We start from the raw sequence: 19,903 nt of genomic DNA on the forward strand, positions 1-19,903 counted from the left end.
TTGAGATTTGCATAGTGGACGCGAGCATCTTTGTGGCCAAGTTTTTTAGGGCACACGGTGGATGCCTTGGCATCAGGAGCCGATGAAGGACGTGGGAGGCTGCGTTAAGCCTCGGGGAGTCGCCAACCAGACGTTGATCCGGGGATGTCCGAATGGGGAAACCTAGCACCAGTCATGTGGTGTTGCCTCCGCCTGAATGTATAGGGCGGTTGGTGGTAACGCGGGGAAGTGAAACATCTCAGTACCCGTAGGAAGAGAAAACAACAGTGATTCCGTGAGTAGTGGTGAGCGAAAGCGGATGAGGCTAAACCGGGCATGTGTGATAGCCGGCAGGCGTTGCATGTTCGGGGTCGTGGGACCCTCTTGACTGATCTGCCGATTGGTCGAACAGTGAGAAATCGATGGGGTAGTTGAAAGCTCTGGGAAGGGCTGCCGTAGACCGTGAGAGCCGGGTAGGCGAAACCTTGTCGACTGTTTGAGGGGATCCCAAGTAGCACGGGGCCCGAGAAATCCTGTGTGAATCTGCCAGGACCACCTGGTAAGCCTAAATACTCCCTGATGACCGATAGTGCACTAGTACCGTGAGGGAAAGGTGAAAAGTGCCCCGGTGAGGGGTCGTGAAATAGTACCTGAAACCGTGTGCCTACAAGCCGTAGGAGCTTACATCAGCTTGCTGGTGTGTGATGTGACTGCGTGCCTTTTGAAGAATGAGCCTGCGAGTTATGGTGTGTGGCGAGGTTAACCCGTGTGGGGGAGCCGTAGCGAAAGCGAGTCTGAATAGGGCGTTTGAGTCGCATGCTGTAGACCCGAAGCGGAGTGATCTACGCATGGGCAGGTTGAAGCGAGGGTAAGACCTCGTGGAGGACCGAACCCACCAGGGTTGAAAACCTGGGGGATGACCTGTGTGTAGGGGTGAAAGGCCAATCAAACTCCGTGATAGCTGGTTCTCCCCGAAATGCATTTAGGTGCAGCGTCACGTGTTTCTTGCCGGAGGTAGAGCACTGGATGGCCGATGGGCCCGACAAGGTTACTGACGTCAGCCAAACTCCGAATGCCGGTAAGTGAGAGCGTGGCAGTGAGACTGCGGGGGATAAGCTCCGTAGTCGAGAGGGAAACAGCCCAGATCACCGACTAAGGCCCCTAAGCGTGTGCTAAGTGGGAAAGGATGTGGAGTCGCAGAGACAACCAGGAGGTTGGCTTAGAAGCAGCCACCCTTGAAAGAGTGCGTAATAGCTCACTGGTCAAGTGATTCCGCGCCGACAATGTAGCGGGGCTCAAGTACACCGCCGAAGTCGTGGCATTGACCCCCATGCGGGGTTGATGGGTAGGGGAGCGTCGTGCAGCCGGCGAAGCAGCAGAGTGATCTAGTTGTGGAGGCTGTGCGAGTGAGAATGCAGGCATGAGTAGCGAATGCAGGGTGAGAAACCCTGCCGCCGAATGACCAAGGGTTCCTGGGCCAGGCTAATCCGCCCAGGGTAAGTCGGGACCTAAGGCGAGGCCGACAGGCGTAGTCGATGGACAACGGGTTGATATTCCCGTACCCGCTTTAACACGCCCATATCGAACCTCGTGATGCTAAGAGTCCTTAAGCCCCGCAGCGTCCTTCGGGACAAGTGGTGAGGCTGAACGCTCGATCCGATCGGGTAGTAGGTAAGCGATGGGGTGACGCAGGAAGGTAGTCCAACCCAGGCGATGGTTGTTCCTGGGGTAAGCATGTAGGGAGTGTCGTAGGCAAATCCGCGACGCATTGATCCTGAGATGTGATGCCGAGCCGATTGTGGCGAAGTGGATGATCCTATGCTGCCGAGAAAAGCCTCTAGCGAGTGTTGTGGCGGCCCGTACCCTAAACCGACTCAGGTGGTCAGGTAGAGAATACCAAGGCGATCGGGTGAACTGTGGTTAAGGAACTCGGCAAATTGCCCCCGTAACTTCGGGAGAAGGGGGACCTCTGCTGGTGACGAAACTAGCTTTCTGAGCTGGTGGGGGTCGCAGTGGCCAGGGGGAAGCGACTGTTTACTAAAAACACAGGTCCGTGCGAAGTCGTAAGACGATGTATACGGACTGACGCCTGCCCGGTGCCGGAACGTTAAGGGGACCGCTTAGCCACGCAAGTGGCGAAGGTGAGAACTTAAGCGCCGGTAAACGGCGGTGGTAACTATAACCATCCTAAGGTAGCGAAATTCCTTGTCGGGTAAGTTCCGACCTGCACGAATGGCGTAACGACTTCCCCGCTGTCTCAACCGCAGACCCGGCGAAATTGCACTACGAGTAAAGATGCTCGTTACGCGCAGCAGGACGGAAAGACCCCGGGACCTTCACTACAGCTTGACATTGGCGTTTGGAACGTCTTGTGTAGGATAGGTGGGAGACTGTGAAGCTCGGACGCTAGTTCGGGTGGAGTCATTGGTGAAATACCACTCTGGTCGTTTTGAACGTCTAACTCTGGTCCGTGATCCGGATCGGGGACAGTGTCTGGTGGGTAGTTTAACTGGGGCGGTTGCCTCCTAAAGAGTAACGGAGGCGCCCAAAGGTTCCCTCAGCCTGGTTGGCAATCAGGTGTTGAGTGTAAGTGCACAAGGGAGCTTGACTGTGAGACTGACGGGTCGAGCAGGAGCGAAAGCTGGGACTAGTGATCCGGCGGTGGCATGTGGAAGCGCCGTCGCTCAACGGCTAAAAGGTACCCCGGGGATAACAGGCTGATCTTCCCCAAGAGTCCATATCGACGGGATGGTTTGGCACCTCGATGTCGGCTCGTCGCATCCTGGGGCTGGAGTAGGTCCCAAGGGTTGGGCTGTTCGCCCATTAAAGCGGTACGCGAGCTGGGTTTAGAACGTCGCGAGACAGTTCGGTCCCTATCCGCTGCGCGCGCAGGAGACTTGAAAGGGGCTGTCCCTAGTACGAGAGGACCGGGACGGACGAACCTCTGGTGTGCCAGTTGTACCGCCAGGTGCACGGCTGGTTGGCTACGTTCGGAAGGGATAACCGCTGAAAGCATCTAAGCGGGAAGCTCGCCTTGAGATGAGGTCTCCCACCACGTTGTGTGGGTAAGGCTCCCGGTAGACGACCGGGTTGATAGGCCGGAGGTGGAAGCACGGTAACGTGTGGAGCTGACCGGTACTAATAGGCCGAGGACTTGACCACAAAGCTTTTTGCTCGCGTCCACTAGGCAATTCTGAGACAGCAAATGGTCTCGTAGGGTTGCGGCGGTTATAGCGTAGAGGAAACACCCGGTTACATTCCGAACCCGGAAGTTAAGCTCTGCAGCGCCGATGGTACTGCACTCGGGAGGGTGTGGGAGAGTAGGTCGCCGCCGCGCAATCTTTGTATGGAAGGGCTTCACCCGTTGGGTGGGGCCCTTTCTGCATTTCCGGAGTCCCTTCTTTTGTGCAAGTTGGTACATTGATACCATGGTAACAGTCGATCGTACGCAGACCGGGCTTCGTGTGGAGCGCAACGTGCTCAAGGTCCTCAAGGGGCTGGCCGAGTACCTGGACATCTCACTCGGTGATCTCGTCGAGGGCATCGCGCTGCACGCCTTCGAGGGCAAGGTCCCGTTCTCACCGGAGACACTCGTGAAGATCGAGCAGCTCAAGGCGGTCTACGGCCTGACCCTCACCGCCGCCGACGCCCACCGGCTGATCGAGCGATGAACAGCCCCGAGAAGCACCATGGCGGTAAGGATCTCCACCTGGAGGCGGGTGGACAACACCCTCAGCGCGTTTTCGGCGAACAGGCGGATGAACGGCGCCCTCCTGCGGCGACGGGTGGCCTGAGTCTCCACGCGGACTCAGGCGGGGAAGAACTTCGCTCAGACCCGGGTGTGCCGAACCTCCACGCGGTATCGCGCGTCTGCGGACCTCGCCCAGAGTCAGACGGGCCGGGTCTCCACGCGGTAGCGGGCGAGCATGTCCCCTGTCCAGAGCCGGATGGGCTGAGCCGTCACCCGGAATCGGCTGAGCGCGGACCTTGCCCAGAGTCAGACGGGCTGGGCCGTCAGTCGGTATCGGGTGAGTACGGACCTCGTCCGGAGTCGGATGAGCTGAGCCTCCACCCGGTGGCGGGAGAACTCGAACCCCGTCCAGAGTCGGGTGGGCCGGGCCTCCAAGCGACAGCGGGCGACACGGCCCTCGTCCAGGGTCCGGATGGGCTGAGCCTCCACGTGGTGGTGGGCGACCTCGAACCCCCTCCAGAGTCGGGTGGGGCGGGCCGTCGCGCGGTTTCGGGTGAGTACGGACCTCGTCCGGAGTCGGGTGGGCGGTGTCGGCTGACAGGGTCCTTTGTGGTGCCGCTTCCGCCCGAGGAGGCGTTCGTGCTGTTCACCCCGCGTGGGGAGGAGCGCTGGGCGGAAGGGTGGGAGCCGGTCTTCCTGCATCCGGTGGACGACGACTCGGCGCCGGGCACGGTGTTCGAGACCGCCGCCCACGAAGAGAACACCATCTGGGTGGTGGTCGATCGCCGGCCGGGCCGCCTCATCTCGTATGCGCGCATCACCCCCGGCAGCAGGGCCGGCACCGTCACCGTCACCCTCGAGCCAGTGGAGGCGAGCGTGGGGGCATCAGAGGCGAGAGGGGAGAGTCTCGTACGGGTGACCTACGACCTGACCGCGCTCAGCGACGAGGGCGAGCGCGAGTTGCGCCGCTTCGCGGGCGGGTACCAGGTCTACCTCTCCTCGTGGGAGGAGGCGATCAGGGGCTCGATCCGATAGGGGATCTGCGTCGACAGCGCGATCGTGGTGTCGGTGCGCTGGACCGCAGGAGAGGCGAGAATGCGCGCGATGACCTCCTGCAGGTGGTCGGTGCTCCTGGCCACCACCCTGCACAGCAGGTCGTGCTGTCCGCTCGTGCCGTGCACCTCGAGGATCTGCGGCACGTCGTGCAGCGCCTGGACGGCCTCGGCCAGCCGTCCCTGGGCGATCTGGAGCCAGACGAAGGCCAGGATCGGGTGGCCGGTGCCCGCGGCGGAGACCGTCGGGCCGAAGTCGACGATGACCCCGCGAGCCGTCAGCTTCTCCACCCTGGCCTGGACCGTCCCCCTGGCCACACCCAGCAGCCTGGCCAGCTCGGTCAGCCCGATGCGAGGGTGGGCGCGCATGGTCACCAGGAGCCTGGCGTCGAGCTCGTCCATGGCCGCCTCCACAAGGTATGGGCGATTCGCGCAGTCAAAGCCCGATTCGATCAAGCGATATTGCGCGAATCGCCCAGTGAAACTGGTCACTCTTGCCAACGAAAGCTGTAATTGCTGTCATTCTTGCATGTTCGAGGAAGCGCAGTACTTCGCGCCGGTCTCCGCCCAGGACGACGGGTCCGTGGTGGTTGAGCTGGCGACGTCACATCCCGGCTTCGCCGACCAGGTCTACCGGGCCAGGCGAAACGCGATCGCGGCTCTGGCCGTCAACCATCGGCAGGGCGAGCCGATCCCGGCGGCCGAGTACACCGAGCAGGAACACCGCATCTGGTCGCTGATCTCGCACGAGCTGGCCATCAAGCACAGGAAGTACGCCACGGCGGAGTACCTGGAGGGCGCGTCCAGGCTGGGCCTGCCCACGGACAGGATCCCGCAGCTGCAGGAGGTGAGCGAGCTGCTGGAGCCGCTCACCGGGTTCAGATACCTTCCCGCGGCCGGGCTCGTCCCGCTGCGTGACTTCTACGGCGTGCTGGCCGACGGCTACTTCCACTCCACCCAGTACATCCGCCACCACTCGGTGCCCTTCTACACGCCCGAGCCCGATGTCGTCCACGAGGTGATCGGGCACGCCAACGCGCTGGCCAACGACCGGTTCGCGGCGCTGTACCGGCTGGCGGGAGCGGCGGCGCGGCGGGTGGAGAGCGACGAGGCGCTGGAGTTCGTCTCGAAGGTCTTCTGGTTCACGCTGGAGTTCGGCGTGATGGCCGAGAGCGGTGAGCTGCGCGCGTACGGGGCGGGCATCCTGTCGTCCTACGGCGAGATCGAGGAGTTCAGGGGCATGGACATCAGGCCCCTCGACCTGCGGGTCATGGGCGCCACGCAGTACGACATCACGAAGTACCAGGACGTGCTGTTCCGTGCCGAGTCGATGCGGCACCTGGAGGACGTCGTGGGCGCCTTCTGGGAGACCTGCGACGACGACAGCATCGCCGAGCTTCAGGCAGGCGTGATCAGCCGGTAGCCGACACCGCGCACGGTCTGGATCAGCTGGTCGTCCTCGTCGCCCAGGCGCGCCCGGAGCCGTTTGACGTGCACCGCGATCGTGTTGGTCGAGGTGCCGTCGGCGGAGTGCCAGACGTTCCTCATGATCTGCTCGCGGGTCACCGTACGGTCGGCGTTGCGCATCAGGTAGTGCAGCAGCTCGAACTCGCGCAACGGCAGGTGGACGGCATGGCCCGCGACGCGCACCTGGTAGGCGTGGACGTCGAGCTCCACGCTTCCCACGCTCAGCACCTTGCGTGTCTCGCCGCCGTGGGAGGCCGCCTGGATGAAGGGCAGCAGCTCCAGCACCCGGTACGGCCTGGCCACGCACGCCGAAGCGCCCGCGGCCAGCGCCTGGACGGCCTGCTCGGCGTGCCCCTCACCGACGCCGAGAAGGACGGGCACCGAGCGCGCGAGCCGTACGGCGCGGACGAACTCGACCGCGCCGATGGTCGGCAGCGTGGCGCCCACGAGCACCACGTCAGGGTGCAGGGCGCCGGCCTGCAGGAGCGCCTGGGCGCCGTCGGTCACACCGGTGACCTCGACGCCCTCTCGTTCGAGCGCCGCCGCCAGCTCCTGGATGACGTCCTCGTCCGGGTCGGCCACCAGCAGCGTGGGGGCTGTAGGGGCGTCCCCGTTCGCCGCGACGACCATCAGCCGAAACGCCCCGTGATGTAGTCCTCGGTGGCCTTCTGCGAGGGGTTGGTGAACATTCGTGAGGTGTCGTCCATCTCGACCACCTTGCCGGGCTGACCCTGGGCCGCGAGGTTGAAGAAGGCGGTGCGGTCGCTCACCCGGGCGGCCTGCTGCATGTTGTGGGTGACGATGACGATCGTGTACTCGTCCTTGAGCTTGGTCATCAGGTCCTCGATGGCCAGCGTGGAGATCGGGTCGAGCGCCGAGCAGGGCTCGTCCATGAGCAGCACCTGTGGCTTGACCGCGATCGCGCGGGCGATGCACAGACGCTGCTGCTGACCGCCGGACAGGCCCGCGCCCGGCTTGTTGAGGCGGTCCTTGACCTCGTTCCAGAGGTTGGCGCCCTTCAGCGACTCCTCGACGATGCCGTCGGTCTCCGACTTGGAGACGCGGCCGTTGAGCTTGAGCCCCGCGGCCACGTTCTCGTAGATGGACATGGTCGGGAACGGGTTGGGCCGCTGGAAGACCATGCCGATCGCGCGGCGCACCGAGACGGGCTCGATGTCGGAGCCGTAGAGGTCCTCGCCGTCGAGGAGCACCTTGCCCTCGACCCGCGCGCCGGGGATGACCTCGTGCATGCGGTTGAGCGTGCGGAGGAAGGTGGACTTGCCGCAGCCGGAGGGGCCGATGAACGCGGTGACCGAGCGGGGTTCGATGGTCATCGAGACGTCCTCGATGGCCTTGTGCGATCCGTAGTAAGCGTCGAGGCCCGAGACCTGGATCTGCTTGGACATGGTGGCGGATACCTCCTATCGGGCCCTGGCAGGCGAGCGCCACCAGGCGATGAGGCGCGCGACCAGGTTCAGCAGCATGACGATCAGGATGAGCGTGAGAGCTCCCGCCCACGCGCGGTCGATGGCGGTGTCGTTGGGACGGGCCGCCTGGTCGAACACGTAGAGGGGGAGTCCCATCTGCGGCCCGTTGAACGGATCGTTGTTGATGGAGTCGGTGAAGAAGACGGTCAGCAGCAGTGGCGCGGTCTCACCGGCGACGCGGGCGATGGCCAGCATGACGCCGGTGATGATGCCGGTGAGCGCGGTCGGCAGCACGACCTTGAGGATCGTGCGCCACTTGGGCACGCCCAGGGCGTAGGAGGCCTCACGCAGGTCGTTGGGGACCAGCCTGAGCATCTCCTCGGCCGAGCGCACCACCGTCGGCATCATCAGGATCGACAGCGCCAGCGCCCCCGCGAACCCGGAGAACGGGATGCCGAGGAAGAGGATCCAGAAGGCGAAGATGAACAGGCCCGCCACGATCGAAGGGACGCCGGTCATGACGTCCACGAAGAAGCTGATCATACGGCTGAGCCGCCCGCCGGTGCCGTACTCCACCAGGTAGATGGCGGTGAGCACGCCGATGGGCACCGCGACGACCGAGGCCAGCAGGACCTGCTCCAGGGTGCCGATGATGGCGTGGTAGGCGCCGCCGCCCGCGTCCCTGGCCCCGATGCCGCGCATCGAGTGGGTCAGGAACTCCAGGTCGAAGCGGGCCAGGCCGTTCTGGATGACCAGCCACAGGACGGAGATGAGCGGGACCACGGCCAGCGCGAAGGCCAGGTAGACCAGGCCCTGGACGACCCTGTCCTTGATCCGTCGCCCGGTCGAGATGCGCTGAATCGCGCTCATGCGGCGGCCCTCGCGTACTCCTTGCGGCGGGCGATCACCATGCGGGCGCCCATGTTGACGAGCAGGGTGATGACGAACAGCACCAGACCTGAGGCGATCAGCGCCCCGCGCCCGATGGGGGTCGCTTCGCCGAAGCCGTTGGCGATGTTGGCCGCGATGCTGTTGGCGTGCGGGGTGAGGATCTGGAAGCTGAGGTCGAAGGTCGCGGGGAAGATGAGCGCGACCGCGATGGTCTCGCCCATCGCCCGGCCGAGGCCGAGCATCGCCGCGCTGATGACGCCGGGGCGGCCGAACGGCAGCACCGCCATCCTGATCATCTCCCAGCGGGTCGCGCCGAGCGCGAGAGCCGCCTCCTCATTGATCTTCGGCGCCTGCAGGAAGACCTCTCGTGAGATCGCCGCGATGATCGGCAGGATCATGATCGCGAGCACGATGGCGCCGGCGAGCATGGTCTTGCCGCCGATGACGCCTTCACCGCCGAACAGCGGGAACCAGCCGAGGTGCTCGTTGAGCCATACCGAAGGCGTCTTCAGGAAGGGGACCAGGAAGACCAGGCCCCACAGGCCGTAGATGACGCTGGGCACGGCGGCGAGCAGGTCGACCAGATACCCGAGTGGCCCCGCAAGGCGGCGGGGCGCGTAGTGGGAGATGAACAGCGCCACGCCCACCGCGATCGGGGTCGCGATGACGAGGGCGAGGGCCGAGCTGAGCACGGTCCCGAAGGCCAGGGCGGCGATGCCGAAGACCTGGCTGCCGTTGGGCTCCCAGATGAGTTCGGTGAAGAAGTTGCCCTTGTTCGCCTGCAACGCCGGGATCGCCTCGCTGATCAGGAAGACGGCGATGGCCGCCATGATTCCCAGCAGGACGACGCCGGCACCGGTGGAGGCGAAGCGGAAGGGACCCTCACCTGAGCTGCGCCGGGAGGCGGCCCGGCGCGTGGCCGGCCCGCCTCCTCGGGTGCGAACGGGGGTTGTCATGAGTTAGGAGATCGCCTCGACGGCCGAGCGGACCTTGGTGAGCAGCGCCGCGGGGAGCGGGGCGTAGCCGAGGTCCTTCAGCGAAGCCTGGCCCTCCTCGCTGGCGGTGTAGCCCAGGAAGGACTTCACCAGCGGGACCTGGTCGGCCGGCAGGCCCTTCTCGCAGGTGATCTCGTAGGTCACCAGGACGATCGGGTAGGCGCCCGCGGCCTTGGTGGCGTAGTCGATGCTCAGCTTGAGGTCGTTGCCGGTGCCCTTGATCTCGGCGGCCTCGACGGTCTTGGCGGCGCTGTCGGAGGTGAGCTCGACGAACTCGCCCGAACCGTTGGCGACCTTGGCCTTCTGCAGCTGGGAGTTCTCGGCGTAGGAGAGCTCCACGTAGCCGATGGCGCCCTCGGCGCCCTTCACCGAGGCGGCGACCTGGTCGGAGCCCTTGGCGCCCTGACCCTTGGCCTCAGCGGGCCACGCCTTGGCGGGCTCGTACGGCCACTCGGCCGTGGCCTTGAGGAACTTGGTGAAGTTGTCGCTGGTGCCGGACTCGTCCGAGCGGTGGAAGGCCTGGATCGGCGTGGAGGGCAGCTTCGCGCTGGGGTTGTCGGCCTTGATGGCGGCGTCGTCCCACTTGGTGATCGTGCTGTTGAAGATGCCGGCGATCGTCTTGGGCGACAGCTGCAGGCCGTCGACACCGGGGAGGTTGTAGACCACGGCGACAGGGCCGGTGACCATCGGCAGGTTGATGGCCTTGCCGGTCTTGCAACGCGCGTCGGCCTGGGCGGGCTCGCCCTTGTCGTCCTTCAGCGCCGAGTCGGAGCCGGCAAAGGAGACAGTGCCCTGGATGAACGCCTGGACACCAGCGCCGGAACCGCTCGGCTGGTAGTTCAGGTTGACGTTCGGGTTCTTCGCCTGGAAGTCCTTCTTCCACTGGTCGATCGCGTTGGCCTGAGCCGAGGACCCAGCCGCGTTGATCGTGCCGCTGAGGGCGTTGTCATTGCCCGAGGACGCGGCGGCGGACGCGGACGTGGTGCCGGCAGGGGCACCGGTGTTGTTGTCGGTGCCGCACGCAGCGAGCGAGAGCGCGCCGACTACGGCGACGGCGGCGAGCCGGCCTGCATACTTCACGGTTGGGTTTCCTCCCACTTGGTCCTTAGTCGAGACCGACGTTAAGCAGCGAAGGTGACTCAACCCCCGAATCGGGGTGAACGTTCGGTGAACGGGCCAGGTCAGCATCATGATGGGATGCATGACCTTTCGCGTATCGCTGGTTTGCATGGGAAACATCTGCCGCTCCCCGATGGCAGAGGTGGTGCTGAGGCAGACTCTGGACGAGCACGGCCTGTCGGAGAAGGTGGCGCTCGACAGCGCGGGAACCGGCGGCTGGCACGTGGGTGACCCGATGGACGAGCGCGCCGCCGCGGTGCTGGCCGCGCACGGCTACGACGGCTCGCTCCACCGGGCTCGCCAGTTCGGTTTCGACAAGTACGACCTGGTCGTGGCCATGGACGCGGAGAACCTCGGCGCCCTGCGGCGGGTCGTGCCCGCGGGAACCGACGTCCGGCTGTTCCGCTCGTTCGACCTCGAGGCGCCGGAGGGCGCGGAGGTGCCCGACCCCTACTACGGCGGCCGCGACGGCTTCGAGATCGTGCTCGCCCAGGTGAAGGCCGCCTCGGAAGGGCTGGCGAAGTACCTTGCCGATCGACTGGACTGAGGACCTCGGCGCCTCGCACGGATGGCGGCTGCGCAGGGGGATGCTCGACGGGCGCCCCGTGTTCGGCAAGCACGGCGCCGTTTCCCCGTTGTTCACCTCCGAGGCCGAGGGGCTGCGCTGGCTCGGCCCCATCGCGGCCACCGTGGTGTCCTCCCACGAGGACGGTCTGGTCCTGGAGTGGATCGACACCGAGCGGCCCGCCCGCGCCGCCGCCGAGCGCTTCGGGCGCGAGCTCGCCAGGACGCATCTGCTGGGCGCCGACGCCTTCGGCGCTCCGTGGCCGGGCTTCATCGCCGATCTGCCCATGTCCAACGAGCCCGCCGCCGACTGGCCCTCGTTCTACGCCGCCTGCCGCGTCCTGCCTTTCGTACGGCAGGCGCGGCTGGCCGCCGCGGACGTCCGGCTGATCGAGCGGGCCGTCGCCCGCTTTCCTGAGGTCTCGGGGCCGCAGGAGCCGCCCTCGCGCATCCACGGCGACCTGTGGGGCGGCAACGTGCTCTGGTCGGGGGGCAGGGCGGTGCTCGTCGACCCCGCCGCGCACGGCGGTCACAGGGAGACCGACCTGGCTATGCTCGCGCTGTTCGGCGCGCCGTACCTGGACGTCGTCCTCGGGGCGTACGAGGAGGAGGCGCCGCTGGCCGACGGCTGGAGGGAGCGGGTGCCGCTGCACCAGTTGCATCCGCTGCTGGTGCACGTCTGCCTGTACGGCGACGCCTACAGGGACGCGCTTATGGGCGCGGTGTCGCGGGTTCTGGCGCTCTGAGCGGCACCGGTGACGCTCACGCGTTGAGGCGCTTGAGCACCTCGTCGTGGAGCGTGCCGTTGGTGCACACCAGCCCGCCCGACTCCAGCCCCTTGGCGCCGTCGAGGCCCGTCCAGGTGCCGCCGGCCTCTTCGACGATCACTGTCAGCGCGGCGATGTCCCACGGGGACAGGTCGGGCTCCGCCGACAGGTCGACCGAGCCCTCGGCGACCATCATGTGCGACCAGAAGTCGCCGTAGGCCCTGGTGCGCCAGCAGGCCCGCCCCAGGTTGAGGAACGGCTCCAGCCGCCTGGCCTTCTCCCACTCCTCGATGTCGGAGTAGGAGAACGAGGCGTCCTCGAGCCTGCTCACCGAGGAGACCCGCATGCGGGTGGCCTTGGTCAGGCTCTTGCCCGTCCACGCGCCGCCTTCGCGCGCCGCCCACCAGCGGCGGCCGAGCGCGGGCGCCGACACCAGCCCGACCACGACCTCGGCGTGGTCCATGAGCGCGATCAGCGTCGCCCACACGGGCACGCCGCGCACGTAGTTCTTGGTGCCGTCGATCGGGTCGATGATCCACGACCTGGCGCCGTAGCCGGTCTTGCCGAACTCCTCGCCCACGACCGCGTCGCGGGGCCTGGCCCTGCGCAGCGTGCCCCTGATGGCCTCCTCCACCGCCCGGTCGGCGTCGCTGACCGGGGTGAGGTCCGGCTTGGTCTCGACCTTGAGGTCGACCGCCTTGAACCGGCGCAGGGTGAGGTCGTCGGCGGCGTCCGCCATGACATGCGCGAGACGCAGATCGTCGCTGTAACCCGTCACGAGGAGCCACGCTATCGCGTCGGACACCACTTCCATCAGAGTGGCTTGTCCCCATTCGGGTTACTCGCCAGTAGCATGGCGATATGTCACTCGACGTTGGCGAACTCCTGCTGCAGACGGTGCCCTTCGCGCGCACTCTCGACATCACCTACGACAAGGTCGAGGACGGCGTGGCCGTCTGCCGCCTGCCCGACCGCCAGGACCTGCACAACCACGTGGGGGGCCCGCACGCGGGGGCGCTGTTCGCGCTCGCGGAGTCGGCCTCGGGCGCGGCGACGCTGGCGACCTTCGGCGACCAGCTGTCGCGCGCAGTCCCGCTGCCCACGACGGCCACCATCCGCTACCGCAAGGTGGCCATGGGCGAGGTGGTGGCCGAGGCGCGCCTGCTGGCCTCGCGCGACGAGGTCGTGGCCAAGCTGGACGCGGGGGAGCGGCCGGAGTTCGACGTGGCCGTCGAGATCCGCAACGCGGAGGGGGCGACGGTCTCGGAGATGACGGTCTCCTGGACCCTGCGCCCCAACCGCTGACTCACTCGGGCTCGGGGCTGCCTTCGCGGATGGACAGCAGACGGCGCAGCGAGGCGAGGCGGGCGGGGTCGGCGTGGCCCGCGGCGACCCACGCGTCGAGCGCGCAGTCCTCGTCGAGGTGATTGCAGCCCTTGGGGCAGTCGACCGTGCCCTCGACCAGGTCGGGGAAGCTCGCCAGGACGGTCTCGACGGAGACGTGGGCCAGGCCGAAGCTGCGCACGCCGGGCGTGTCGATGATCCAGCCGCCCTCGGGCAGCTCGAGCGCGACCGCCGAGCTCGAGGTGTGGCGCCCCCTGCCGGTGACCGCGTTGACGTGGGAGACCGCCCTGTTGGCGTCGGGCACCAGCGCGTTGACCAGGGTGGACTTGCCCACACCCGAGTGCCCGACCAGCACGCTGATCCGCCCCGCGAGATGCTCGCGGAGCTCCTCCAGCTCGCCGCCCTTCTGCATCACCACGTACGGCACGCCGAGCGGCTCGTACAGCGCCACCAGCTCGGCGGGCGGGGCCAGGTCGGACTTGGTGAGGCAGAGCAGCGAGTCGATCTCGGCGTCGAAGGCGGCCACCAGGATGCGGTCGATCATCCGGGGCCGCGGCGGCGGGTCGGCCAGGGCGGTGACGATGACGAGCTGGTCGGCGTTGGCCACGATGGGACGCTCGATGCCGTCGGTGTCCTCGGTGTCGTCCGCGCTGCGGCGCAGCATCGAGGTGCGGGGCTCGACCCTGACGACTCTGGCCAGCGTGTCGGCCTGGCCGGTCACGTCGCCGACGATGGCCACCCTGTCGCCGACCACGATGCCCTTGCGGCCGAGCTCACGCGCCTTCATGGCGGTGACCAGCTGGCGCTCGCGCTTCTTCTTGCGGCCTGCCGTCTCGACGAGGCAGGTGTAGCGGCCCCTGTCGACGGCGACCACGAAGCCCTCGACGGCGTCCTCGTGCGCAGGACGGATCCTGGTCCGAGGCCGTGAGCCCTTGCTCGGCCTGATCCTGACGTCGTCCTCGTCGTACTCCCGCTTTCTCAGCGGTCCGCTCCCTGCTCTCGGCGCGCGGCCCCGCTGCCGACGGGCCCGCGGGTCATGACTGCCCCAGCATTTCCGCCCACATGTGGGCGAACTCCGGAAGTGTCTTACCCGTCGTCGCGATGTCTTCCACCTCGACGCCGGGCACGGCGAGCCCGATGACGGCTCCCGCCGTGGCCATGCGGTGGTCGGCGTAGCTGTGGAAGGTGCCGCCGTGCAGCGGGACGGGCCTGACGATCAGGCCGTCGGCGGTCTCCTCCGCGTCGCCGCCCAGGCCGTTGATCTCGGTGACGAGCGCCGCCAGCCTGTCGGTCTCGTGGCCGCGCAGGTGGGCGATGCCGCGCAGGGTGCTGGGCGAGGAGGCCAGGGCGGCCAGCGCGGCGATGGTCGGGGTGAGCTCGCCCACCTCGTGGAGGTCGGCGTCGATGCCGGCGATCTGGCCGGTTCCCGTGACGGTGAGCCCGTCGGGGCCGAGGTCGACGGTGGCGCCCATCGCGCCGAGCAGGCCCCGCAGCTCGTCGCCCGGCTGGGTGGTCAGGGCGGGCCAGCCGGGGACGGTGACCGTGCCGCCGGTGATGAGCGCGGCGGACAGGAAGGGCGCGGCGTTGGACAGGTCGGGCTCGACGACCAGGTCGTTCGCGCTGATCGGGCCAGGCTCGACCCGCCACACGTCGCGCGTGTCGTCGTCGACGGTGACGCCCGCCGCGCGCAGCATCTGGACGGTCATCTCGATGTGCGGCATCGAGGGGACGGGCGGGCCCTCGTGGCGGATCGTCACGCCCTTCTCGAACCGCGCGGCGGTGAGCAGCAGCCCCGAGATGAGCTGGGAGGAGGCGGAGGCGTCGATGGTGACCTCGCCGCCGACGGCCCTGCCGCGGACGGTGAAGGGCAGCGAGTCGTTGTCGACCTCGGCGCCGAGCGCGCGCAGGGCGGACAGGATCGGGCCCATGGGACGCTTGCGGGCGTGAGCGTCGCCGTCGAAGTGCACCTCCCCTTCGGCCAGCGCGGCCATGGGGGGCACGAAGCGCATCACCGTGCCAGCGAGGCCGACGTCGATGCGGGCGCCGCCGCGGACGGGGCCAGGGATGACGTGCCAGTCGACGCCTGAGGCGCTCTCGTTCGAGGGGGTCAGCTCGGTGCCGAGCGCTCGCATGGCCGCCGCCATGAGGTCGGCGTCGCGGCTGCGCAGGGCCTGCCGTACGGTGCCTGGGCCGTCGGCCAGCGCGGCCAGCAGCAGCGCCCTGTTGGTGACCGACTTGGAGCCGGGCAGGCGGACGGTCGCGGTGACCGGGGCGGAGGCCGTCGGGGCCGGCCAGAGCGGAGCGGACATGTGCTCAGCCTATCGGGAGCGGGCGCAACGGCCGCCTGGCCGTGAGGAGGGGGAGAGCCTGGGGGGAGATGAGGTACACGGTCAGGGGACCAGGACGGCGCGGCCCCGGACCTCACCGCGCTCCAGCCTGGTCAGGACGTCGTCGGCGGCGGTCAGCGGGTGCCGCTCCACCTGCACCTTGATGAGCCCGCGCTGGGCCAGCGAGAGCACCTCGTGCAGGTCCCTGCGCGTCCCGCCGTACGGCTTGCTGACCGTGGCGCCCCACGGCAGCCCCTGCGGCGGACCGGAGGCCGAGAAGTCGACGGACCCGCCGCCGAGCCCGAGCACCGTCAGGTGCCCGTAGGAGGAGACGACCCCCGCGCCGACGGACAGCGTTGGCGTCACGCCGACGAAGTCGAGCACCACGTCCGCGCCCCTGCCGCGCGTGAGCTCCAGGATCTCGGGCACCGCCTCGGGACCCGACAGCACGGCGTGGTCGGCGCCGTGGCCGCGCGCCGCCGTGAGCTTCTCCTGGTCGAGGTCGACGGCGATGACCGTGCTCTCCGTGATCGCTCGCAGGATCTGCACCGCCAGGTGGCCGAGCCCGCCGACGCCGATCACCACGGCCGTGGAGGTCGGGGTGAGCAGCTCGCGCGAGCGGTCGATGGCGTGGTACGGCGTGAGCCCCGCGTCCGCCAGCGGCGCGGAGTCGACGGGGTCGAGATCGCCGAGCGGCACCAGCGACCTGGCGGGGGCGAGCATGTACTCCGCCATCGCGCCCGGGTAGCCGAGGCCGGGCCCCGGCACCAGGCCGCGGGGGAAGCGCTCGCAGGCGTTCTCCGCCCCCGTGGCGCACCGGCGGCACACGCCGCAGCCCCACACGATGTAGCAGATGGCATGCTGTCCTGTCGCCCATCCGTTCACCTGGGGGCCGAGCGCGACGATCTGACCCGCGGGCTCGTGGCCGAGCGTCATGGGGAAGGGCAACTGCTGGGCGTGAAGCAGGTGCAGATCGGAGTGGCACACGCCCGATCCGGTCACTTTCAGCAGAACCTGACCGGGACCCGGCTCTGGCACGTCGACGTCGCGAAGTTCGGTCTTGCCTGGGCTGACCAGCTGAAATGCCTTCATGTCCAGCCAACCTACTGGGCGGGGGAGCCGAACCCGTGGCAGGCTGGACGCATGTGCGGCAGATACGCCTCGGCGCGCAAGAAGCACGAGCTCCTGGAGGAGTTCGAGGTCGAGCAGGACGCCTCTCCCGATGAGGAACTGCAGCCCGACTACAACGTCGCCCCCACCAAGCAGGTCTACGCGGTGCTCAGCAGGGTGCCGAAGGAGGCCGAGCGAGCGGTGAGGCAGCTGAGGGTCATGCGATGGGGGCTGGTGCCCGTCTGGGCGAAGGACCCCTCGATCGGCTCCCGCATGATCAACGCCAGGCTGGAGACCGTCGCGGAGAAGCCCGCCTTCAAGAGGGCCTTCGCCTCGCGCAGGTGCCTGCTGCCCGCCGATGGTTACTTCGAATGGATGCCGGTTGAGGGCGAGAAGAAGAGGAAGCAGCCCTTCTACATCCATCCCGAGGACGACGGCGTGCTGGCCATGGCCGGGCTCTACGAGTTCTGGAAGGACCCGACCAGAGCCGAAGACGACCCGCTCAAGTGGCTCGTGACCTGCACGGTCATCACCACGCAGGCGGAGGACGACCTCGGGCACATCCACGACAGGATGCCCATGATGATCGAGCGGGAGCGCTGGGCGGAGTGGCTCGACCCCACGCTGACCGACACCGAGCAGGCGTCGCGGCTGCTGGTGCCCGCCGACTCGGGACGGCTGGTCGCCTACCCCGTCTCCACCGACGTCAACAGCGTGCGCAACAACGGCCCTCACCTGATCGAGCCGCAGGAACCGGAGGAAGAGGGCGCGCTCTTCTAAAAGTGTAAGAAGCGTTCGTAGTGGGCATCCGGTGAGGAAAGCGATGCCATCCGTTTACTCGGAGTCACCGCGTTGTTTGCCCCCCACTGCGCCGGGCGGGACCTCCGGGGAGTCCCGCGGCCGGCCGCTCCCGCCTACCCGGAGGTGCGGACCGTGGACGACACGACCGCTCGAGAGCGACTGGAGAGCATGCTCGCCGAGCTCGACAGGTCCATCGGCGTGCTGCGCGGGGATCCGGTGGCCGTCAGGGACCGCTCAGCGGCCGACGCCGGATCCGACCTGACCGACACCGACCGCGCGCAGGCCATGCTGACCGTGGCCACCGCGCAGCGCGGCGCGGTGGTGGCCGCGCTCAAGCGCCTCGACGAGGGCTCCTACGGCGAGTGCGTCGACTGCGGCAAGCAGGTGCCGGAGGGCAGGCTGGAAGCGCGACCCGAGGCCGCCAGATGCGTGCAGTGCCAGTCGAGGCAGGAGAGAAGGCGCTAGCGCGTCTCCTTCTTGACCGCGCTCGCCACGAGATGGATTCCGACGGTGTCGTCGTCGTTGGGATGCGCGTCGAGTTCGGTGCGCACCAGCCAGGTCAGCGCCCTGGTGTCGGTGGCGAGCACGTGGTCGACGGTGGAGGGCGACAGCACGGTGCGCGGCCGTACCCATTCGACCTCCAGGCCAGCGCCGGTGAGCAGCTCGCGCAGCTGGCCGCTGCTGAAGCAGCGGGTGATGCTGCCGTCGGGCCACGGCACCAGCATGACCTCGCCGGTCTGGCGCAGGTGCGCCCAGTAGTTCTGCTCGGCCAGTATCGCCATGCCGAGGACCAGGGAGTCGACGCAGACCAGGGCGCGCCCGCCGGGACGCAGCACGCGGACCACGTCCTCCATCGCCGACTCGGCCATCAGCTCGATCGACAGGGCGCGCTCCTCGGCCACCACCGCGTCCACGCACCCGTCGGGCAGGAAGGCCAGATCGTCGGCGCGAACCTGGCGCACCCGGTCGGCATCGCGCAGCTGCGGCTGCCCCTCGACGGCGCGGCGGAAGTCGACCACCTCGATCACCTTGTGCCCGGCCTTGGCGGCCTGGGAGGACCAGCGGCCCCTGCCGCCGGACAGATCGAGGACCACGGAGGGACGGCCGGGAAGCCAGCGGCTCAACTGCTCGGCGACGACCGCACGATAAAAGGTCCAGTACGGTCCGAGCGTCCCTGAGCCGTTCAGTTCCTCGGCCGGAATGGGCAGCACACGCGACTCCTGTGTTCCGGAAAAGGTACGTTGGTTTTTCCCCGTACCAGGTCGTTCGTCACCTTCTATCTTGCGGGAACAGACGCGCGCGCGGGTGTGTTGCAGACAAGCATGCTCGCAGTCGCCGAGGGCCGCGACCGCATCGCCGGTCGCAGCCTCGCCCTTCCCGAACCCCTCCCCGGTGGCCTGACGGTCACTGACGAGCGGGTATCCTCCCCTGAGTACGGTGTTCCGCCACAGCAGGCCACCGGCGATCTTAGGGGGGTGGGTCCGGTGCCCGCGACAGGCACGGAGACTCTGGAGCAGCGCAGCGAGCGGTTCGAGCGTGACGTCATGCCGTACCTCGAGCAGCTCTACTCCGCCGCGCTCCGGATGACCCGGAACCCGGCCGATGCCGAGGACCTCCTCCAGGAGACCTTCGCCAAGGCGTTCGCCTCCTTCCACCAGTTCCAGGAGGGCACGAACCTCAAGGCCTGGCTCTACCGGATCCTGACGAACACCTTCATCAACAGCTACCGCAAGAAGCAGCGGGAGCCGAAGCAGTCGGGCACCGAGGAGATCGAGGACTGGCAGCTGGCGCGCGCCGAGTCGCACACCTCGAGCGGGCTGAAGTCCGCCGAGATCGAGGCGCTCGAGCACCTGCCCGACGGCGACATCAAGGAAGCTCTCGCGGCGTTGCCCGAGGAGTTCAGGATCGCCGTCTACCTGGCTGACGTCGAGGGCTTTCCCTACAAGGAAATCGCCGACATCATGGGCACCCCGATCGGCACGGTGATGTCGAGACTCCACCGCGGCCGCAGGCAGTTGCGGACGCATCTCGAGGACTACGCTCGCGAGCGTGGCCTGGTCCCGGCGGAGGGATCCAAATGAGCTGTGGTGAGCCGCACGACACGGACTGTCGCGAGGTGCTCGACAAGGTCTACGCCTACCTCGACGGCGAGCTCGGCGAGGGTGAGTGCGTCGACATCAGGGTGCACCTCGACGAGTGCGGTCCCTGCCTGCAGGAGTACGACCTCGACAAGGCGGTGAAGGCGCTGGTCGCCAAGCACTGCGGATGCGACCCCGTCCCCGACGACCTGCGCGCGAAGGTCCTCGACCGCATCGCTCGCGTACGGGCCGACCTGTCCGACTAGCCCGCCCCGCCGGCCCGCCCGGCTA

The 19,903-nt window shown here is 67.5% G+C and carries 21 protein-coding genes and 2 rRNA genes; 12 read left to right on the plus strand and 11 right to left on the minus strand.

What is annotated here, in order from left to right; all coding sequences use genetic code 11:
* Positions 1–34: 34 nt before the first annotated feature.
* The 4 genes from ABFX55_RS42925 (at position 35) to ABFX55_RS42940 (ending at position 4,705) form a co-directional block, all read left to right on the plus strand.
* Positions 35–3,141 (plus strand): 23S ribosomal RNA (locus ABFX55_RS42925).
* Between the two features lie 58 nt (positions 3,142–3,199).
* Positions 3,200–3,316 (plus strand): 5S ribosomal RNA (rrf, locus tag ABFX55_RS42930).
* Between the two features lie 91 nt (positions 3,317–3,407).
* A complete protein-coding gene (locus ABFX55_RS42935; protein WP_346129301.1) occupies positions 3,408–3,650 on the plus strand; it encodes a hypothetical protein in 243 nt (80 codons plus the stop codon).
* Between the two features lie 632 nt (positions 3,651–4,282).
* Entirely contained in the window at positions 4,283–4,705 is a 423-nt protein-coding gene (locus ABFX55_RS42940) for a hypothetical protein (RefSeq protein ID WP_346129303.1), read from the plus strand.
* Here ABFX55_RS42940 and ABFX55_RS42945 read toward each other — a convergent pair.
* Positions 4,660–5,124: an Lrp/AsnC family transcriptional regulator gene (locus ABFX55_RS42945; protein WP_346129305.1), complete on the minus strand. Its 465-nt coding sequence runs from the start codon at positions 5,122–5,124 to the stop codon at positions 4,660–4,662. The two genes, ABFX55_RS42940 and ABFX55_RS42945, sit on opposite strands and share 46 nt — an antisense overlap.
* A gap of 127 nt (positions 5,125–5,251) precedes the next feature.
* Between ABFX55_RS42945 and ABFX55_RS42950 the strand changes: the two genes are divergently transcribed.
* A complete protein-coding gene (locus tag ABFX55_RS42950) occupies positions 5,252–6,145 on the plus strand; it encodes a phenylalanine 4-monooxygenase (RefSeq protein WP_346129307.1) in 894 nt (297 codons plus the stop codon).
* On the opposite strand, the gene ABFX55_RS42955 is transcribed toward ABFX55_RS42950, so the two are convergent.
* Genes ABFX55_RS42955 through pstS form a run of 5 tightly spaced genes read right to left on the minus strand, consistent with a single transcriptional unit; the run spans position 6,121 to position 10,582 of the window.
* Entirely contained in the window at positions 6,121–6,819 is a 699-nt protein-coding gene (locus ABFX55_RS42955) for a response regulator transcription factor (protein ID WP_346129309.1), read from the minus strand. The two genes, ABFX55_RS42950 and ABFX55_RS42955, sit on opposite strands and share 25 nt — an antisense overlap.
* The gene (gene pstB, locus ABFX55_RS42960; protein ID WP_346129311.1) at positions 6,819–7,595 is read right to left on the minus strand and encodes a phosphate ABC transporter ATP-binding protein PstB; all 777 of its coding nucleotides are present in this window, start codon (positions 7,593–7,595) and stop codon (positions 6,819–6,821) included. The genes ABFX55_RS42955 and pstB overlap by 1 nt, the downstream gene beginning before the upstream one ends.
* Before the next feature lie 15 nt (positions 7,596–7,610).
* The gene (gene pstA / locus ABFX55_RS42965) at positions 7,611–8,486 is read right to left on the minus strand and encodes a phosphate ABC transporter permease PstA (protein WP_346129312.1); all 876 of its coding nucleotides are present in this window, start codon (positions 8,484–8,486) and stop codon (positions 7,611–7,613) included.
* The gene (gene pstC / locus ABFX55_RS42970; protein ID WP_346129313.1) at positions 8,483–9,463 is read right to left on the minus strand and encodes a phosphate ABC transporter permease subunit PstC; all 981 of its coding nucleotides are present in this window, start codon (positions 9,461–9,463) and stop codon (positions 8,483–8,485) included. The genes pstA and pstC overlap by 4 nt, the downstream gene beginning before the upstream one ends.
* A 3-nt stretch (positions 9,464–9,466) precedes the next feature.
* Positions 9,467–10,582: a phosphate ABC transporter substrate-binding protein PstS gene (gene pstS / locus ABFX55_RS42975; protein WP_346129315.1), complete on the minus strand. Its 1,116-nt coding sequence runs from the start codon at positions 10,580–10,582 to the stop codon at positions 9,467–9,469.
* Positions 10,583–10,703: 121 nt separating this feature from the next.
* Between pstS and ABFX55_RS42980 the strand changes: the two genes are divergently transcribed.
* Together ABFX55_RS42980 and ABFX55_RS42985 are read left to right on the plus strand one after the other, a co-directional pair.
* Positions 10,704–11,168 (plus strand): low molecular weight protein-tyrosine-phosphatase, encoded by a 465-nt coding sequence (locus tag ABFX55_RS42980; RefSeq protein ID WP_346129316.1) that lies wholly within the window; start codon positions 10,704–10,706, stop codon positions 11,166–11,168.
* Positions 11,149–11,931: a fructosamine kinase family protein gene (locus ABFX55_RS42985; RefSeq protein ID WP_379479031.1), complete on the plus strand. Its 783-nt coding sequence runs from the start codon at positions 11,149–11,151 to the stop codon at positions 11,929–11,931. Before ABFX55_RS42980 ends, ABFX55_RS42985 begins: the two co-directional genes overlap by 20 nt.
* Before the next feature lie 16 nt (positions 11,932–11,947).
* Here ABFX55_RS42985 and hisN read toward each other — a convergent pair whose 3' ends face one another.
* Positions 11,948–12,730, minus strand: a complete 783-nt coding sequence (hisN, locus tag ABFX55_RS42990) for a histidinol-phosphatase (RefSeq protein ID WP_346131413.1) — start codon at positions 12,728–12,730, stop codon at positions 11,948–11,950.
* 83 nt (positions 12,731–12,813) lie between these two features.
* Between hisN and ABFX55_RS42995 the strand changes: the two genes are divergently transcribed.
* Positions 12,814–13,257, plus strand: a complete 444-nt coding sequence (locus tag ABFX55_RS42995; RefSeq protein WP_346129317.1) for a DUF4442 domain-containing protein — start codon at positions 12,814–12,816, stop codon at positions 13,255–13,257.
* A 1-nt stretch (position 13,258) separates the two neighbouring features.
* Here the strand turns inward: ABFX55_RS42995 and rsgA are convergent, their stop codons facing one another.
* The 3 genes from rsgA to ABFX55_RS43010 all read right to left on the minus strand — a co-directional run bounded on the left by rsgA (position 13,259) and on the right by ABFX55_RS43010 (position 16,715).
* Positions 13,259–14,278, minus strand: coding sequence for a ribosome small subunit-dependent GTPase A (gene rsgA, locus ABFX55_RS43000; protein WP_379479050.1), 1,020 nt, complete (start codon positions 14,276–14,278; stop codon positions 13,259–13,261).
* A gap of 52 nt (positions 14,279–14,330) precedes the next feature.
* Positions 14,331–15,605, minus strand: coding sequence for a 3-phosphoshikimate 1-carboxyvinyltransferase (aroA, locus tag ABFX55_RS43005; protein ID WP_346129319.1), 1,275 nt, complete (start codon positions 15,603–15,605; stop codon positions 14,331–14,333).
* A gap of 81 nt (positions 15,606–15,686) precedes the next feature.
* Positions 15,687–16,715: an NAD(P)-dependent alcohol dehydrogenase gene (locus ABFX55_RS43010; protein ID WP_346129321.1), complete on the minus strand. Its 1,029-nt coding sequence runs from the start codon at positions 16,713–16,715 to the stop codon at positions 15,687–15,689.
* A 51-nt stretch (positions 16,716–16,766) separates the two neighbouring features.
* Here ABFX55_RS43010 and ABFX55_RS43015 point away from each other — a divergent pair, with 51 nt between their 5' ends.
* Both ABFX55_RS43015 and ABFX55_RS43020 read left to right on the plus strand, forming a co-directional pair.
* Positions 16,767–17,513, plus strand: a complete 747-nt coding sequence (locus ABFX55_RS43015) for an SOS response-associated peptidase (RefSeq protein ID WP_346129323.1) — start codon at positions 16,767–16,769, stop codon at positions 17,511–17,513.
* 153 nt (positions 17,514–17,666) lie between these two features.
* Entirely contained in the window at positions 17,667–17,999 is a 333-nt protein-coding gene (locus ABFX55_RS43020) for a TraR/DksA family transcriptional regulator (RefSeq protein ID WP_346129324.1), read from the plus strand.
* Here ABFX55_RS43020 and ABFX55_RS43025 read toward each other — a convergent pair.
* Positions 17,996–18,745, minus strand: a complete 750-nt coding sequence (locus ABFX55_RS43025; RefSeq protein ID WP_183655829.1) for a class I SAM-dependent methyltransferase — start codon at positions 18,743–18,745, stop codon at positions 17,996–17,998. The genes ABFX55_RS43020 and ABFX55_RS43025 overlap by 4 nt on opposite strands.
* A 264-nt stretch (positions 18,746–19,009) precedes the next feature.
* Between ABFX55_RS43025 and ABFX55_RS43030 the strand changes: the two genes are divergently transcribed.
* Positions 19,010–19,615, plus strand: coding sequence for a sigma-70 family RNA polymerase sigma factor (locus ABFX55_RS43030; protein WP_192777809.1), 606 nt, complete (start codon positions 19,010–19,012; stop codon positions 19,613–19,615).
* Positions 19,612–19,878 carry a mycothiol system anti-sigma-R factor gene (gene rsrA, locus ABFX55_RS43035; protein ID WP_183655832.1) on the plus strand — a complete coding sequence of 89 codons (267 nt, stop codon included), beginning with the start codon at positions 19,612–19,614 and terminating at the stop codon, positions 19,876–19,878. Before ABFX55_RS43030 ends, rsrA begins: the two co-directional genes overlap by 4 nt.
* Positions 19,879–19,903: the final 25 nt, after the last annotated feature.

Origin of the sequence: Nonomuraea roseola, from assembly GCF_039535395.1 — a bacterium.
Taxonomy (GTDB): Bacteria; Actinomycetota; Actinomycetes; order Streptosporangiales; family Streptosporangiaceae; genus Nonomuraea; species Nonomuraea roseola.